15 protein-coding genes are annotated in these 14,678 nt (G+C 54.7%); 11 read left to right on the forward strand and 4 right to left on the reverse strand.

Annotated features, from left to right (window positions below; translation table 11 throughout):
- The first annotated feature begins 137 nt into the window (after positions 1 to 137).
- From ACSZO1_RS17730 to speG, 3 genes are all read left to right on the forward strand, one after another.
- The gene (locus ACSZO1_RS17730) at positions 138 to 1,268 is read left to right on the forward strand and encodes an aminotransferase class V-fold PLP-dependent enzyme (RefSeq protein WP_437614969.1); all 1,131 of its coding nucleotides are present in this window, start codon (positions 138 to 140) and stop codon (positions 1,266 to 1,268) included.
- Between the two features lie 55 nt (positions 1,269 to 1,323).
- Positions 1,324 to 2,064 carry a nucleotidyltransferase gene (locus ACSZO1_RS17735; protein ID WP_437614971.1) on the forward strand — a complete coding sequence of 247 codons (741 nt, stop codon included), beginning with the start codon at positions 1,324 to 1,326 and terminating at the stop codon, positions 2,062 to 2,064.
- Between the two features lie 70 nt (positions 2,065 to 2,134).
- On the forward strand, positions 2,135 to 2,692 hold the full coding sequence (gene speG / locus ACSZO1_RS17740) for a spermidine N1-acetyltransferase (protein WP_437614972.1): 558 nt from the start codon (positions 2,135 to 2,137) through the stop codon (positions 2,690 to 2,692).
- 60 nt (positions 2,693 to 2,752) lie between these two features.
- Here the strand turns inward: speG and ACSZO1_RS17745 are convergent, their stop codons facing one another.
- From ACSZO1_RS17745 to ACSZO1_RS17760, 4 genes are all read right to left on the reverse strand, one after another.
- Entirely contained in the window at positions 2,753 to 3,175 is a 423-nt protein-coding gene (locus tag ACSZO1_RS17745) for a hypothetical protein (protein WP_437614974.1), read from the reverse strand.
- A gap of 112 nt (positions 3,176 to 3,287) precedes the next feature.
- Entirely contained in the window at positions 3,288 to 4,223 is a 936-nt protein-coding gene (mmuM, locus tag ACSZO1_RS17750) for a homocysteine S-methyltransferase (RefSeq protein WP_437614976.1), read from the reverse strand.
- Positions 4,213 to 5,631: an S-methylmethionine permease gene (gene mmuP / locus ACSZO1_RS17755; RefSeq protein ID WP_437614978.1), complete on the reverse strand. Its 1,419-nt coding sequence runs from the start codon at positions 5,629 to 5,631 to the stop codon at positions 4,213 to 4,215. The genes mmuM and mmuP overlap by 11 nt, the downstream gene beginning before the upstream one ends.
- A 98-nt stretch (positions 5,632 to 5,729) precedes the next feature.
- Positions 5,730 to 6,065 (reverse strand): DUF2002 family protein, encoded by a 336-nt coding sequence (locus ACSZO1_RS17760; RefSeq protein ID WP_437614980.1) that lies wholly within the window; start codon positions 6,063 to 6,065, stop codon positions 5,730 to 5,732.
- 154 nt (positions 6,066 to 6,219) lie between these two features.
- Here ACSZO1_RS17760 and ACSZO1_RS17765 point away from each other — a divergent pair, with 154 nt between their 5' ends.
- The 8 genes from ACSZO1_RS17765 (at position 6,220) to proX (ending at position 14,584) form a co-directional block, all read left to right on the forward strand.
- A complete protein-coding gene (locus ACSZO1_RS17765; protein ID WP_437614982.1) occupies positions 6,220 to 6,534 on the forward strand; it encodes a DUF883 family protein in 315 nt (104 codons plus the stop codon).
- Between the two features lie 304 nt (positions 6,535 to 6,838).
- Positions 6,839 to 7,081 (forward strand): glutaredoxin-like protein NrdH, encoded by a 243-nt coding sequence (nrdH, locus tag ACSZO1_RS17770; RefSeq protein WP_437614984.1) that lies wholly within the window; start codon positions 6,839 to 6,841, stop codon positions 7,079 to 7,081.
- A 4-nt stretch (positions 7,082 to 7,085) separates the two neighbouring features.
- Positions 7,086 to 7,496 (forward strand): class Ib ribonucleoside-diphosphate reductase assembly flavoprotein NrdI, encoded by a 411-nt coding sequence (gene nrdI / locus ACSZO1_RS17775; RefSeq protein WP_437614986.1) that lies wholly within the window; start codon positions 7,086 to 7,088, stop codon positions 7,494 to 7,496.
- On the forward strand, positions 7,469 to 9,619 hold the full coding sequence (gene nrdE, locus ACSZO1_RS17780; RefSeq protein ID WP_437614988.1) for a class 1b ribonucleoside-diphosphate reductase subunit alpha: 2,151 nt from the start codon (positions 7,469 to 7,471) through the stop codon (positions 9,617 to 9,619). Before nrdI ends, nrdE begins: the two co-directional genes overlap by 28 nt.
- 126 nt (positions 9,620 to 9,745) lie before the next feature.
- Complete coding sequence (gene nrdF, locus ACSZO1_RS17785) at positions 9,746 to 10,708, forward strand: class 1b ribonucleoside-diphosphate reductase subunit beta (RefSeq protein WP_437614990.1); 963 nt, start codon at positions 9,746 to 9,748, stop codon at positions 10,706 to 10,708.
- A gap of 405 nt (positions 10,709 to 11,113) precedes the next feature.
- A complete protein-coding gene (gene proV / locus ACSZO1_RS17790) occupies positions 11,114 to 12,313 on the forward strand; it encodes a glycine betaine/L-proline ABC transporter ATP-binding protein ProV (protein WP_437614992.1) in 1,200 nt (399 codons plus the stop codon).
- Positions 12,306 to 13,490: a glycine betaine/L-proline ABC transporter permease ProW gene (gene proW, locus ACSZO1_RS17795; RefSeq protein ID WP_437614994.1), complete on the forward strand. Its 1,185-nt coding sequence runs from the start codon at positions 12,306 to 12,308 to the stop codon at positions 13,488 to 13,490. Before proV ends, proW begins: the two co-directional genes overlap by 8 nt.
- 98 nt (positions 13,491 to 13,588) lie before the next feature.
- Positions 13,589 to 14,584 (forward strand): glycine betaine/L-proline ABC transporter substrate-binding protein ProX, encoded by a 996-nt coding sequence (gene proX, locus ACSZO1_RS17800; RefSeq protein ID WP_437614996.1) that lies wholly within the window; start codon positions 13,589 to 13,591, stop codon positions 14,582 to 14,584.
- Positions 14,585 to 14,678 lie beyond the last annotated feature (94 nt).

Below are 14,678 nucleotides of genomic sequence, written 5' to 3' on the forward strand. Positions count from 1 at the left end.
GAGCGGGCATCGTGAAAAGTCTATGTCAAAGAAAGGGTTATGTTCTCATAATTGACGATTAAATCGCACCTTCCATAAAGTGTGACCAATCGGAATGGTAATATCCCTCATCAATAATGCAGCGAGAGAATGGACTCATGAATATTCAGGGATTATCCCCGAACAGCAAGACCTCGACGGCGGGCAGAAACGTCGATAACCATACCGCTAATATCTGTGGCGCATATTGCGCGCTGTTACCTCCGCCAGAACCCAGCCGCATGTTAACGCGGCGTCTGCGTGACGCAATGCTGGCGATTGCCGGCTGCAATCGTCACTGGAGCGCCATCCCGTTACAGGGCAGCGGAGCCTTTGCCGTTGAAGCGATGCTCTGCACCCTGCTTTCCGCGACCGACCATCTGCTGATTGTCACCAATGGCGAGTCCGCCGACCGGATGACGGAAATCGCGCATATTCACCATATCCGCTACTCCGTGCTGGCGCTCGATAAACAGCGTGGTATCGACCTGGCGCGGGTGGCGGAGAGTCTAGCACAGGATCACACCATTACCCATATCGCCGCCGTGCATTTTGAAACCCAGCTCGGCGTCAAGAATGACATTGATGCTCTGGAGCGGCTGGCCACGCAATATGGTTGCCGTCTGCTGGTCGATATCAGCGCGACCTTTGGCGTACTGCCCGTGAATTTTACCGTACCAGGGCTGGCCGCGGCAGCCCTCTCCGTCAGTCAGTGCCTGCATGGCGCGCCCGGTATGGCGTTTGTGCTGGTACGCCACAACGAGTTAACGCCCAGTGCACCACCACGCGTGTTCAGCCTCGATCTTAAAGCGCAGTATCTGGCACTGAAAGATCATGGGCAATGGCGTTTCACTTCGCCGTTACAGGTGATGCAGGCATTGCAGGATGCGATTGACGCCTATCAGCACCAGGGCGGACGCGAAGCGCGTTTCCAGCTCTACTGCCAGCGCATGATCTACCTGCTAAAAGGGATGGCGGCGGCAGGCTTCCAGCCGCTGGTTGAACCACAGTATTGTGCCCCTTTATTTGTCACGCTGGTGACACAGCAACGTATCGATTTCAGTGTGTTGCATGACCATCTGAGCTGGCTGCAGACGCCGCTGTCCATAAACCGCAATGGTGCCAGCAGTCTGCGTATTGGCATTCAGGGAGAGATGAATTTCAGCGATATCGACGATTTGCTGGCCGTCATCAGGGCGATGATCGCATCCACATCACGCCTCACGCGGCCCCCCGTCATCTCAGATTAACGCCCGGTAAACCGGCGTCTGTATCCACATTTGCGCTGTTGAAAAGGAGACCACCATGCGTCTTGCATGCCTGATGGCGGGTTGCAGTCAGCGTTTATTGCCCTTTACCGCCACACATCACCAGGCCTGTCTGCTGGCGGGTAAAGATCGCATCATTGATTACCAGCTGCGAAGTTTTGATCGCGCCGGTATCGGCCATAAAACCTTTGTCCTCGGCCACGGCGCAGCGGAGTTATCGGCAATTCTGTTTGCCTTACTGCGCCACAGCCATGTCGTACTGCTGAATAATCCGTTGCATCACGTACTCAATCTTGACTGGAGTGCACTGCTGGTGCTCAGCAGACATGATGGGCCGGTGATTTATTATGAAGGCGATCTGCTAATCCCACCTTCCCTGCTCAGGCAACTGAGTAACCATCCGGCAGAGATTTGTCTGGCGATTGATTCTGACAGCCTGGCGCCAGGCAGGACAGTGCGGATCGCGACGACGCACAGTGAAACTCATGCAGGCTTACTTATCGCCGGACGTGGCAGCGCATTCATCCCAGGCCAGCGTGTTGCGGGTCGCTTTATTACGCTGCTGAAACTCAGTGATGCAGCCCGTCATTTTGTGGTGGAACAACTGTCAGCACTGCCTTTTGAGGGGGAAGTACAGCTGTATCATATCTTTGAGCGTGCTTTCTGCCAGTTTTCCACCGCCCTGATTGATACTGCAGGGCGCCCGTGGCTCAGGGTAGACAGCGCGGACAATCTGCAGCGGGCGGCTACGCTGGCAGAAGAGATTGTGAATGCCTGAGCTGCGGTTTGCCGGAAATACCCGCTTTAGCGCTATACTCCCGGCAACTTCTCTGCATAAGGATGCCCCCATGACCACCGAAGCTGCGGTCAGACTCCGGCCGCTGGAGCGCGAAGACCTGCATTTCGTTCATCAGCTGGATAATAACGCCAGTGTTATGCGCTACTGGTTTGAAGAACCTTATGAAGCCTTTGTTGAGCTGTCTGATCTTTACGACAAACATATTCACGATCAGAGCGAACGCCGCTTTGTGGTGGAACATCATGGGGTGAAAGTGGGACTGGTCGAACTGGTGGAGATCAACCATATTCACCGCCGCGCGGAATTTCAGATCATTATCGATCCCGCGCACCAGGGCAAAGGCTTAGCCAGTCAGGCCGCGAAACTGGCGATGGATTACGGCTTTTCAGTGCTGAATCTCTACAAGCTGTACCTGATTGTCGATAAAGAGAATGAAAAAGCCATTCATATCTACAGCAAACTGGGCTTTGATATTGAAGGCGAACTTATCCACGAATTCTTTATCAACGGTGAGTATCGCAACACCATTCGTATGTGTATTTTCCAGCATCAGTATCTGGCGAAATACAAGTCAGGGGGGACCCTGCTTAACCCCACCGCGCAATAACGTTTGTGGGAGTGAAAGCAGGTTGTCGCTGAGCGGGCGGGGTCATCCCGCCCGTGATGATCAGCCGCCGCGTGCGCCGACCGGATTCAGCGTCACCAGCAAGCTTTCCGGTTTCAGGGTGTACATACCACCGTTATACGGGTCGACCACCAGCCAGCCAGGCACACCGAGCAGCGGGATATTACCCACGCTGTACCACAGGTTAGCCTGGCCTTCCAGTCCCAGCGTCTGCGGCACATAGCCCGGCGCTTCCAGCATTACGCGAAAGCGTTTTTTGCCAAAATAGCTGCCATCGGATTTTGCCAGCGTCACGGTAAACGGTGTCCGTCCCTGCGCCACCGCACGCCCTGTTTCATCCTGAATCACCACACTGGCACCCTGTGGCCGGGAATCAATGCGCACTGACTGCGTTTCGCTTCCCACAATTGTGGCGCAGCCACTCAGCATCACCAGTGAAACCAGGGCCAGTAAAATCGCTTTCATAATCCATCTCACAGCAATTAAATGATGCTGATAGTCTAAGCGCTGTGTGGCAGCTTTTCATCATGCATCACTGGTATTGCCAGGCGTTATAAGACAAATTTTCAGTGAATCATCAATGATGACAACAACTTGCCAGTGCGGAGATATCCTGCGGCGTGGTGCGACAGCAGCCACCAATCAGTCTGGCGCCCGCCGCCCGCCACTCCGGCAGTTTGTCGCTTAACGTGCAGCCCGCCGCCGCGTGGCTCCAGGTTTTACTGGTCGCATCATACTGTTCACCGGAATTAGGGTAGACCACCAGCGGCTTCTCGCTCAGCGCCGCCAGCGTGTTGAGCGCTGCTGTCACACTCTCCAGCGCAATGCAGTTAATCCCCAGTGCCACCACCTGCGGGCAGTGTTCCAGCAGCGCCAGCACATCCGCCAGCGGTGTGCCGTCACTCAGATGTTCGCTGTCGCGCAGGGTGAACGTGAACCAGGCAGAGGTATCCGGGAACCCGGCCAGCAACGCCACCAGTGCCTGAATTTCAGCAAACGAAGGTAACGTTTCGCAGGCCAGCAGGTCGACACCTGCCGCCACCAGCGCCGCCACTCGCGGACGGTGAAAGGCCATCATTTCTTCTTCCGGCAGCAGGTAGTCACCGCGATACTCTGCGCCATTCGCCAGATACGCACCATAAGGCCCCACCGATCCCGCCACCAGCAACGGACCCGCCTGCGGATGCTGCGCCAGGTAATCTGCCCGCGCCTGCAGCGCCAGCTGTGCACTTTTGCTGATTAAGGCCTGCGCCTGTTCAGCATCCAGCCCGCGTGCGGCAAAGCCCAGTGGTGTCGTCTGATAGCTGGCGGTGATCGCACACTGCGCGCCCGCCGCATAATAGTCGTAGTGCACCTGGTAAATCAGCTCCGGGTTCTCCATCAGCACCTTCGCAGACCACAGGCTGTCGGCCAGGTTACAGCCACGTGCTTCCAGTTCGGTCGCCAGTGCGCCATCCAGCACCAGAGTGGCGCGCCGGGCCAGAATCTCCGTCAGTGGATTATTAAACGACATGTTCTGTCTCCCGGGTAATTTCACGTTTTTTCAGTCGCTGCGTGACATGGTAAGCACCATAACACAACAGCACAAAGGGCACGCCGCACCACAGCGCAATGCGCTGTTCCGGGTCAAACACCAGTCCGACACAGGCCAGCAGACAGAGCAGGAAGCCCAGTATTGGCGTCAGCGGGAACCACGGCGCACGATATTTCAGCGCCGATAACGGACGCCCCGCGCGCAGATGCTGACGGCGAAATGCGTAATGCGCGGCACAGATACTCAGCCACACCGCCACCACCGCAAAACCGGAAATAGCAGAAAGCGCGACAAACACCGTATCCGGTGCCACCACACTGGAGAACAGCGCCAGCAGACCACCGAGCATGCTGACAGAGATCGCCACCAGAGGAATACCGCGTCGTGTCATTCGGGCGAAGCAGCCCGGCAGCGTACGCTCATTAGCCAGCGACCACAGCATGCGACCGGACGCATACAGGCCGGAGTTCGCCGCCGACAGGATCGCCGTCAGGATCACAAAGTTGAAGATATCTGCAGCATAAGGAATACCGATCTTTTCGAACACCAGCACAAACGGACTCTTCACGATGCCCGCCTGATCCATGGGGATCAGCGCCGCCAGCACCAGCACGGTGCCGAGGAAAAAGATCACCAGTCGCGCCAACGTGGTGCGGATCGCCACCGGCACCACTTTATGCGGGTTCTCCGTTTCGCCGGCAGCAATGCCAATCAGCTCCGTGCCAGAAAAAGCAAAGTTTACCGCCACCATGGTCATCAGAATCGGCAGGCTACCGTGGGGCAGCCAGCCGGAGGCGGTGATATTGGAGAAGAACGGCGCGCTGGAGCCATCTTTCAGCGGAATAAAACCAAACATCGCGCCTGCACCCAGAATGATAAACGCCAGGATGGTGACGACTTTGATAATCGAGAACCAGAACTCCCCCTCGGCAAAAAAGCGTGAGGAGATAATGTTCAGCAGGAAGATAACGGCGCAGAAAATCAGGCACCACAGCCAGACCGGCGTATCCGGGAACCAGTACTGCATACAGAAGCCTGCGGCAGTCAGGCTGGAACCCAGTGCGACGGTCCAGGTCAGCCAGTAGAGCCAGGCGACTGTGTAACCGGTTGCCGGACTCAGATAGCGTGCGGCATAAACATGAAACGCACCGGTTTCCGGCATCGCCACCGACAGTTCACCGAGGCACAGCATTACCAGATACACCACCAGCGCACCAATCAGGTACGCCAGCAGCGTGCCCGCCGCGCCAGTCGTGGAAATAATATACCCGGTATTAAAAAACAGCCCGGTGCCGATTACACCGCCGAGAGAAAGCATCACCAGATGGCGTGCTTTCATGGTGCGTTTAAACTGCGTGGAAGTGGCGCTCTGCTCGTCTGTCTGCATTTAGTTTAACCATATGGACGTCTAAACTTCTATATGGGAGAAACGTTATACAGGGGGTGCCCGCGGAAAGCAACTCCATAAATCATAAGGATGAAAGCTTAATCAAACAGGCGTTCCAGATAACGTTCCAGTGCAGCCCGTGAGCTGAAACCGTATGGAATGCCGTAGTGATCAGGGTGCTCACCGGCCAGATAAATGGGAAACTGCGTGTAATGATCGCAGGTTTTCATCTCGCTGGCCGGCTCAGCAATATGCTGGCTTTTCTCTTTCAGCGTCGGATGAATAATCAGTGCGGTACGACCCATCCGCGCTTCACGGTTCACATACACATAGTTGTCGCCGCGCCGGTAGCCGTAAGTTTTTGGCGTCACCGCATCCATCTCGAATCCGGCTTTTTCCAGTACGCGCGCCACCTCATCAGGTCGTAAATACATGCTTGTTCCTCTTCGTGTTGCATTCGTGTTGCAAAAAACCCGCAACCTTACAACAGGGCTGGCGGGCAGGGCTTTCGGAATAGTCCAGAAACCGTCTGAGCAAGAAGGCATGGTCTACACTTAATGTCAGCTATCAACGCAAAGGGAGTGAAAAATGTTTAATAAAACGACGAAAACCGAAGATATCGATATTAACCAGGACGTCTCTTTACTGGCCGATACGCTTGACGATCTGTTGAAATCTTACGGCAGCAAAACGAAGGAAGAGATCGACTCCGCACGCGTGAAAGCAGAATCGCTGTTAAAAGAGACACGGGCGAAGCTGAATGGCCGCAACCGGGTGACTCAGGCGGCTAAAGACGCCAGCACTCAGGTCGATAACTATGTACATGATAAACCATGGCATGGCGTCGGCATTGGTACGGCGGTCGGGATTGTGGTGGGCGCCCTGCTGGCGTCACGTCGCTAACCTCTTCCTCTCCCCTCTCTCCGATCCCTGCCCTGTGGCGGGGATTTTTTTTGCCTGACGGCAAATTACTTAGCTAAAAAATAATTTTTTTAGCTTGCAACCCGCATGGCGCAAGGCTTTAGCAGACCTAGGTCTTAAGAAATCAGAAAACACTATATCTGGTGCGGTTGATTTATCCGGGCACTATATCTAGTATTACAAACATCAAGAACACCACTAGTGGTGGTGAAGAGAATGGGCGAATCAGTGGCAAAAGGTGATTCGCAAAACGCAGCGCTTCTGACGATAAAGGTAAATGCGAATCATGAGCATTATTATTTACACTAAAGATAACTGTGTCCAGTGCAATGCAACAAAAAACGCCATGGATAAAAAAGGAATTAACTATCAGCTGGTTAATCTTGACCACGAACCCGCTGCCGTAGAAACCCTGAAATCACTCGGTTACCGTCAGGTGCCAGTGGTGATGGCGGCCAACGATCACTGGAGCGGTTTCCGCCCGGACAAAATCTCTGCGTTAGGCCAGCTGGCCATGGCGCAAGGCTGATCCCATGTTTCCACTGGTCTATTTTTCCAGCCAGTCGGAAAACACGCACCGTTTTATCAGCCGTTTGGGCTTACCGGCGCGGCGCATTCCGCTGGACATCGCACAGCGCTTGCAGGTGGAAACCCCCTATATCCTGGTGGTGCCGAGCTACGGTGGCGGCAGCGCACGCGGCGCTGTCCCCAAACAGGTGATTCAATTTCTGAATGATGAAGCTAACCGCCGCCTGATTCGCGGCGTGATTGCAGCGGGCAACCGCAATTTCGGCGAAGCCTTTTGCATTGCGGGCGACATCATTGCGCAAAAATGTCAGGTTCCTTATCTCTATCGCTTCGAGTTACTGGGAACCGCTGATGACATAGCTAACGTACGAGCGGGAGTAACCCAATTTTGGCAACGACAGACAGCACTCTCATAAAACCAGCTGCTACGGCGCTGGACTATCATGCGCTTAACGCGATGCTTAACCTTTATGATGCTGACGGCCGTATTCAGTTTGATAAAGACCACGAAGCGACGCGCCAGTTTTTCCTGCAGCATGTGATCCCCAACAGCGTACCTTTCGACTCGCTGGAAGCTCGCCTGCAGTATCTGGTGGCGGAAGGCTATTACGAAGCCGAAGTGCTTAACGCCTGGTCATTTGAGTTTGTGCGCAGCCTGTTTGAACAGGCTTATGCGGCACGCTTCCGCTTTCAGACCTTCCTCGGTGCGTGGAAGTTCTACACCAGCTATGCGCTGAAAACCTTCGATGGCAAACGCTATCTGGAAAATTTCGAAGATCGCGTCTGTATGCTGGCGCTGACCCTCGCGCAGGGTGACGAAAAACTGGCCGTGTCACTGATGGAAGAAGTGCTGTCCGGCCGCTTCCAGCCTGCGACGCCGACCTTCCTCAACTGCGGTAAACAGCAGCGCGGCGAGCTGGTCTCCTGCTTCCTGTTGCGCATCGAGGACAATATGGAGTCGATTGGCCGCTCGGTGAACTCGGCCCTGCAGTTGTCAAAACGCGGCGGCGGCGTGGCATTCCTGCTCTCCAACCTGCGTGAAGCGGGCGCACCGATTAAGCGTATCGAAAACCAGTCTTCCGGCGTGATCCCGGTAATGAAGATGCTGGAAGATGCCTTCTCCTACGCTAACCAGCTCGGTGCGCGCCAGGGTGCGGGCGCGGTTTATCTGCATGCCCATCATCCGGATATTCTGCGTTTCCTTGATACCAAACGTGAAAACGCCGACGAGAAAATCCGTATTAAAACGCTGTCGCTGGGCGTGGTGATCCCGGATGTCACTTTCCAGCTGGCGCGTGATAACCAGCAGATGGCGCTGTTCTCGCCATATGATGTCGAGCGCATCTACGGTAAGCCGTTCGCCGATATCAGCATCAGCGAAAAATATGAAGAGATGCTGGCCGACGAGCGCATTCGTAAAACCTTTATTAATCCGCGTGAGTTCTTCCAGACGCTGGCAGAAATCCAGTTCGAATCCGGCTACCCGTACATCATGTATGAAGATACCGTAAACCGTGCCAACCCGATTAACGGGCGGATTAATATGAGCAACCTGTGCTCTGAAATCCTGCAGGTGAATACGCCGACTGAGTACAACGATGACCTCGGCTATCGCCAGGTGGGACGCGATATCTCCTGTAACCTCGGTTCGCTGAATATCGCCCATGCGATGGATTCCGATGACTTTGGTCATACCGTTGAGATCGCCATTCGCGCGCTGACGGCAGTATCCGATATGAGCCATATCGCTTCTGTGCCATCGATTGCGGAAGGCAATGCGCAGTCGCACGCGATTGGTCTTGGCCAGATGAACCTGCACGGCTATCTGGCGCGTGAAGGCATTATGTATGGCTCGGAAGAAGGACTGGATTTCACCAATATCTACTTCTATTGCGTGACTTACCATGCACTGCGCAGCTCTAACCAGCTGGCGCGTGAGCGGCAACAGACCTTCTCTGGCTTCCGTGAATCACGCTATGCGAGCGGAGAATACTTTGCGCAGTATGTTGAGCAGGCGTGGCAGCCACGTACTGCACGTATCGCTCAGCTGTTTGCCGAAGCCGGTATCACGCTGCCAACCCAGGCCGACTGGCTGGCGCTGCGCGATGCGGTCATGCGTGACGGCCTGTATAACCAGAACCTGCAGGCGATCCCGCCGACGGGCTCCATTTCGTATATCAACCACGCCACATCGAGCATTCACCCGATTGTGTCGCGTATTGAGATCCGTAAAGAGGGCAAAACCGGTCGCGTTTACTATCCGGCACCGTTTATGAACAACGATAACCAGCATCTGTATAAAGATGCTTACGATATCGGACCGGAAGCGATTATCGATACCTATGCAGAAGCGACCCGCCATGTTGATCAGGGGCTGTCACTGACGCTGTTCTTCCGCGATACCGCCACCACGCGCGATATCAACAAGGCGCAGATTTACGCCTGGAAGAAAGGGATCAAAACCCTCTATTACATCCGTCTGCGCCAGATGGCGCTGGAAGGCACCGAGGTGCAGGGCTGCGTCTCCTGTTCACTGTAATTCGTCACACCGCCCCGCAGCATTGCGGGGCGTATTACTGTCGTCAGCGCCAATACCTTGCACCCGTACAGTGAGGCTTTCTGCCGCACGGTACGTGGCTTGCACAACAGATAAAAGAACTCAATTATGACCACATTAAAACGCGTACAAGCGATTAACTGGAACCAGATTCAGGATGATAAAGATCTGGAAGTATGGAACCGCCTGACCGCCAACTTCTGGTTGCCGGAAAAAGTGCCACTTTCCAACGATCTGCCTTCCTGGAACAGCCTGAGTGCGCAGGAACAACAGCTGACTATCCGCGTATTTACCGGCCTGACGCTGCTGGATACCATTCAGAACACGCTTGGCGCGCCCGCACTGATGGCCGACTCGCTGACGCCACATGAAGAAGCGGTGATGTCGAACATCAGCTTTATGGAAGCGGTGCATGCCCGCTCCTACAGTTCTATTTTCTCCACACTGTGCCACACCAGTGATGTTGACGCCGCCTACCAGTGGAGTGAAGAGAATCAGCCACTGCAGAAGAAAGCCGACATCATTCTGCAGCACTACGCTGCTGAAGACCCGCTGAAGAAAAAAATCGCCAGCGTGTTCCTCGAATCTTTCCTGTTCTACTCAGGCTTCTATCTGCCGATGTACTGGTCCAGCCGCGGCAAGCTGACGAACACCGCCGATCTGATCCGTCTGATTATCCGCGATGAAGCGGTGCATGGTTATTACATCGGCTATAAGTATCAGAAGTCGCTGGAAAAAGTGGATGATGCGCGCCGCGAAGAGCTGAAAAGCTTTGCCTATGATCTGCTGCTGGCGCTGTATGAAAATGAGGTGGAGTATACCGAAGCGCTGTATGCGGATGTCGGCTGGAGCGAAGAGGTGAAAACCTTCCTGCACTATAACGCCAACAAGGCCCTGATGAACCTGGGTTATGAGGCGATCTTCCCGGCAGAAATGGCCACCGTTAACCCGGCGATCCTCGCCGCGCTGTCGCCAAATGCCGATGAAAACCATGACTTCTTCTCTGGATCTGGCTCCTCCTACGTGATGGGCAAAGCCGTCGATACCGAAGACGAAGACTGGAACTTCTAAGCACGCTTATCCCCTTCCCCTGACGGGCGCAACCTTCGCGCCCATTAATTGCTGATCGCCCCGTTTTATTCTCTGCTATTTCAGACAATAAGCTATTTTATTTCCCCGTAATAAACCCATCCCAACTCCGGCAATAACGGAAATATTAGTGTCATTTTCCATCAATATTCTCTTGCAAAACCTTCTCAGTGACAAAAAATATCAATTAATTTTCACAAAAATCAGCACGCCGTAATCCCTTATCAGCACTGGCCTTATCCGAGATTATGGTCTCTGGCAATTACGCTTCACGGCATGTCAAGGGTTGTCAGATTGACTCAGTGTGCTAGGGTATATATCGACCTTATTCCACCAGGACACAAAAATATAAGATAACCAACCCACAACCAGGAATTTAAATATTGCATGGCAATTAAATTAGAAGTTAAAAATTTATATAAAGTTTTCGGGGAACATCCTGAGCGTGCATTTAAGCACATCGAGAAAGGCATCAGCAAAGAAGATCTGCTGGAGAAAACCGGCCTTTCGCTTGGGGTAAAAGACGCCAGTCTGGCCATTGAAGAAGGCGAGATATTTGTCATCATGGGGTTATCCGGTTCCGGGAAATCCACTATGGTTCGCCTTCTCAATCGTCTGATAGAACCGACCCGCGGTCAGGTGATTATTGATGGTGTCGACATCGCGAAAATATCTGACAGCGAACTGCGTCAGGTGCGCCGAAATAAGATCAGCATGGTATTTCAGTCATTCGCACTGATGCCACATATGACGGTATTAAATAATACCGCCTTCGGCATGGAATTAGCCGGTGTCCCGCTGCAGGAGCGGCAGGAAAAAGCGCTGGATGCGTTACGTCAGGTCGGTCTGGAAAATTGGGCTAACGCTTATCCTGATGAGCTTTCCGGTGGTATGCGTCAGCGCGTCGGATTAGCGCGTGCGCTGGCCATTAATCCGGATATATTATTGATGGATGAAGCCTTCTCCGCACTCGACCCGTTAATCCGCACCGAAATGCAGGATGAGCTGGTTAAGCTGCAGTCACGCCATCAGCGCACCATCGTGTTTATCTCCCATGACCTCGACGAAGCGATGCGTATTGGTGACCGTATTGCCATTATGCAGGGCGGCGAAGTGGTACAGGTTGGTACGCCGGATGAAATTCTCAACAGCCCGGCCAATGACTATGTGCGCACCTTCTTCCGTGGTGTGGATATCAGCCATGTGTTCAGCGCCAAAGATATTGCCCGCCGCAGTGCTGGCGCGCTGATGCGTAAAGCACCGGGCTTCGGCCCACGTACCGCGATTAAGCTGCTGCAGGATGCCGACCGCGATTTCGGCTACGTGCTGGAGAAACAAAAATTTGTTGGCGTCGTATCCCAGGACTCACTGAAAGCGGCACTGGCCGCCGGTGTCGGTCTGGATGCCGCGTTGCTTGATAACCCTGCCGCAATGCCGGGTGATACCTCTCTGAATGAACTGCTGTCCCATGTGGCGCAGGCACCGTGTGCGGTGCCGATCGTCGGTGATGAAGGGCAGTACATCGGTATCATTTCCAAGAGCATGTTGTTACAGGCATTAGATCGCGAGGGGGCCAACAATGAGTGAACAAAATAGCAATCCATGGGAAAGCGCATCTGCGCAGACCAGCACGCCAGCCAGCGACAGTGCCGCCAGTAACAGCGCCGATCCGTGGGCCACGCCTGCGGACAGCAGTGCCGCACCCGCAGACAGCAGCAGCAGCGCCGCACCAGCCGATGGTGGCGGGGCTGACGCCTGGGGTTCACCTGCCGGTGGTGGCGGCCATGACGCCGCAGCCAGCAGCAGTGACTGGCTGAACAGCGCCCCTGCACCGCAGGCTGAGCACTTTAATATTCTCGATCCGTTCCATAAAACGTTGATCCCGCTCGATAGCTGGGTCACGGAAGGTATCGACTGGGTGGTTTCTCATTTCCGTCCGGTGTTCCAGGGTATCCGTGTGCCGGTGGATTATATCCTCAGCGCCTTCCAGCAGCTGCTGCTCGGCATGCCGGCACCGGTGGCGATTATTGTCTTCGCCCTGCTCGCCTGGCAGCTCTCCAGCTTCGGTATGGGCATTGCCACACTGGTGTCGCTGATTGCCATCGGCGCGATTGGTGCCTGGTCACAGGCGATGATCACGCTGGCGCTGGTGCTGACCGCCCTGCTGTTCTGTATTGTCATCGGCCTGCCGCTGGGTATCTGGCTGGCGCGCAGTGACCGTGCGGCGAAGATTATTCGTCCGCTGCTGGATGCGATGCAGACCACCCCAGCCTTCGTCTATCTGGTGCCGATTGTGATGCTGTTTGGTATCGGCAACGTCCCTGGTGTGGTGGTGACGATTATCTTTGCCGTGCCGCCGATTGTGCGTCTGACCATTCTGGGGATTAAACAGGTGCCTGCCGATCTGATTGAAGCCGGTGAGTCGTTTGGCGCCAGCCCGCGTCAGATGCTGTTTAAAGTCCAGCTGCCGCTGGCCATGCCAACCATTATGGCGGGCGTGAACCAGACGCTGATGCTGGCGCTGTCGATGGTGGTGATCGCCTCGATGATCGCCGTCGGCGGTCTGGGACAGATGGTGCTGCGCGGCATTGGCCGCCTGGATATGGGCCTCGCCACCGTTGGCGGTGTCGGTATCGTGATCCTCGCGATCATTCTCGACCGCCTCACCCAGTCACTGGGCCGTGACAGCCGCAGCCGTGGCAGCCGCCACTGGTACACCAGCGGTCCGATTGGCCTGCTGACCCGTCCGTTTCTGTCGAAGTAGCCGACGTAACGCTACCTGAGACAGCAACAACCTTTCAGGCGGTGCGTGACCGCGCACCGCCTGCATACGCAATAAAAACTCATCAAGAAGGAATCGCTATGCGCAAGACAGCATTGTTGGCAGCCGCCTTAACCACTCTGGCCACGACACAGATTTCCGCCGCGGAGTTGCCGGGTAAAGGCATCACCGTGAAACCGATTCAGAGCACCATCACCGAAGAGACGTTCCAGACGCTGCTGGTCAGCCGCGCGCTGGAGAAACTGGGTTATACCGTGGAGAAGCCCAGCGAAGTTGACTACAACGTCGGCTACACCTCGATTGCCTCTGGCGATGCCACTTTTACTGCCGTGAACTGGCAGCCACTGCATGACGATATGTATAAAGCGGCAGGCGGCGATCAAAAGTTTTATCGCGAGGGTACTTATGTTTCCGGTGCCGCACAGGGTTATCTGATCGACAAGAAAACCGCCGAGAAGTATCACATCACCCGTCTCGATCAGCTGAAAGATCCGAAAATCGCTCAGCTGTTTGATACCAACGGTGACGGCAAAGCCGATCTGACCGGTTGTACGCCGGGCTGGGGCTGTGAAGCGGTCATTAACCACCAGATGAAAGCGTACGACCTGGAAAAAACCACGGTAGCGAATATGGGTAACTACTCTGCGATGATCGCCGATACGCTGGCGCGTTATAAGCAGGGTAAACCGATTATCTATTACACCTGGACGCCGTACTGGCTGAGTGATGTGCTGGTGCCGGGTAAAGATGTGGTCTGGCTGCAGGTGCCGTTCTCTTCACTGCCGGGCGAGCAGAAAGATGTCGATACCAAACTTGCCAACGGCGCAAACTATGGCTTCCCGGTGAACACCATGCATATTGTTGCCAACAAGGAGTGGGCGGCGAAGAACCCGGCAGCGGCGAAGCTGTTTGCGGAGATGAAACTGCCTATCACCGATATCAACGCCCAGAATGCGCGGATGCATGCTGGTGAGTCATCAGAAGAGAATATAAACCGTCATGTTGATGGCTGGATCAAGGCACACCAGGCACAGTTTGATAAGTGGGTCAGTGACGCGGCTGCAGCCGCGAAGTAATCACTCACTTCTCTATTCCCTCCCCCATAACTGTACGGTCCGGGGACATTGCAGACAGGTGTTCGGGGACATGGTGAACACTTTTTAACATCCT

The organism is Erwinia sp. V71 (assembly GCF_965644245.1).
GTDB lineage: Bacteria > Pseudomonadota > Gammaproteobacteria > Enterobacterales > Enterobacteriaceae > Erwinia.

Excerpts from the sequence above, each read along its gene's own strand:
- proX (WP_437614996.1), top strand. The coding sequence starts at position 13,589 with ATGCGCAAGACAGCATTGTTGGCAGCCGCCTTAACCACTCTGGCCACG.
- ACSZO1_RS17730 (WP_437614969.1), top strand. The coding sequence starts at position 138 with ATGAATATTCAGGGATTATCCCCGAACAGCAAGACCTCGACGGCGGGC.
- mmuM (WP_437614976.1), bottom strand. The coding sequence starts at position 4,223 with ATGTCGTTTAATAATCCACTGACGGAGATTCTGGCCCGGCGCGCCACT.
- ACSZO1_RS17760 (WP_437614980.1), bottom strand. The coding sequence starts at position 6,065 with ATGTATTTACGACCTGATGAGGTGGCGCGCGTACTGGAAAAAGCCGGA.
- nrdH (WP_437614984.1), top strand. The coding sequence starts at position 6,839 with ATGAGCATTATTATTTACACTAAAGATAACTGTGTCCAGTGCAATGCA.
- proV (WP_437614992.1), top strand. The coding sequence starts at position 11,114 with ATGGCAATTAAATTAGAAGTTAAAAATTTATATAAAGTTTTCGGGGAA.
- ACSZO1_RS17765 (WP_437614982.1), top strand. The coding sequence starts at position 6,220 with ATGTTTAATAAAACGACGAAAACCGAAGATATCGATATTAACCAGGAC.
- ACSZO1_RS17745 (WP_437614974.1), bottom strand. The coding sequence starts at position 3,175 with ATGAAAGCGATTTTACTGGCCCTGGTTTCACTGGTGATGCTGAGTGGC.
- nrdF (WP_437614990.1), top strand. The coding sequence starts at position 9,746 with ATGACCACATTAAAACGCGTACAAGCGATTAACTGGAACCAGATTCAG.
- proW (WP_437614994.1), top strand. The coding sequence starts at position 12,306 with ATGAGTGAACAAAATAGCAATCCATGGGAAAGCGCATCTGCGCAGACC.
- speG (WP_437614972.1), top strand. The coding sequence starts at position 2,135 with ATGACCACCGAAGCTGCGGTCAGACTCCGGCCGCTGGAGCGCGAAGAC.
- nrdI (WP_437614986.1), top strand. The coding sequence starts at position 7,086 with ATGTTTCCACTGGTCTATTTTTCCAGCCAGTCGGAAAACACGCACCGT.
- mmuP (WP_437614978.1), bottom strand. The coding sequence starts at position 5,631 with ATGCAGACAGACGAGCAGAGCGCCACTTCCACGCAGTTTAAACGCACC.
- ACSZO1_RS17735 (WP_437614971.1), top strand. The coding sequence starts at position 1,324 with ATGCGTCTTGCATGCCTGATGGCGGGTTGCAGTCAGCGTTTATTGCCC.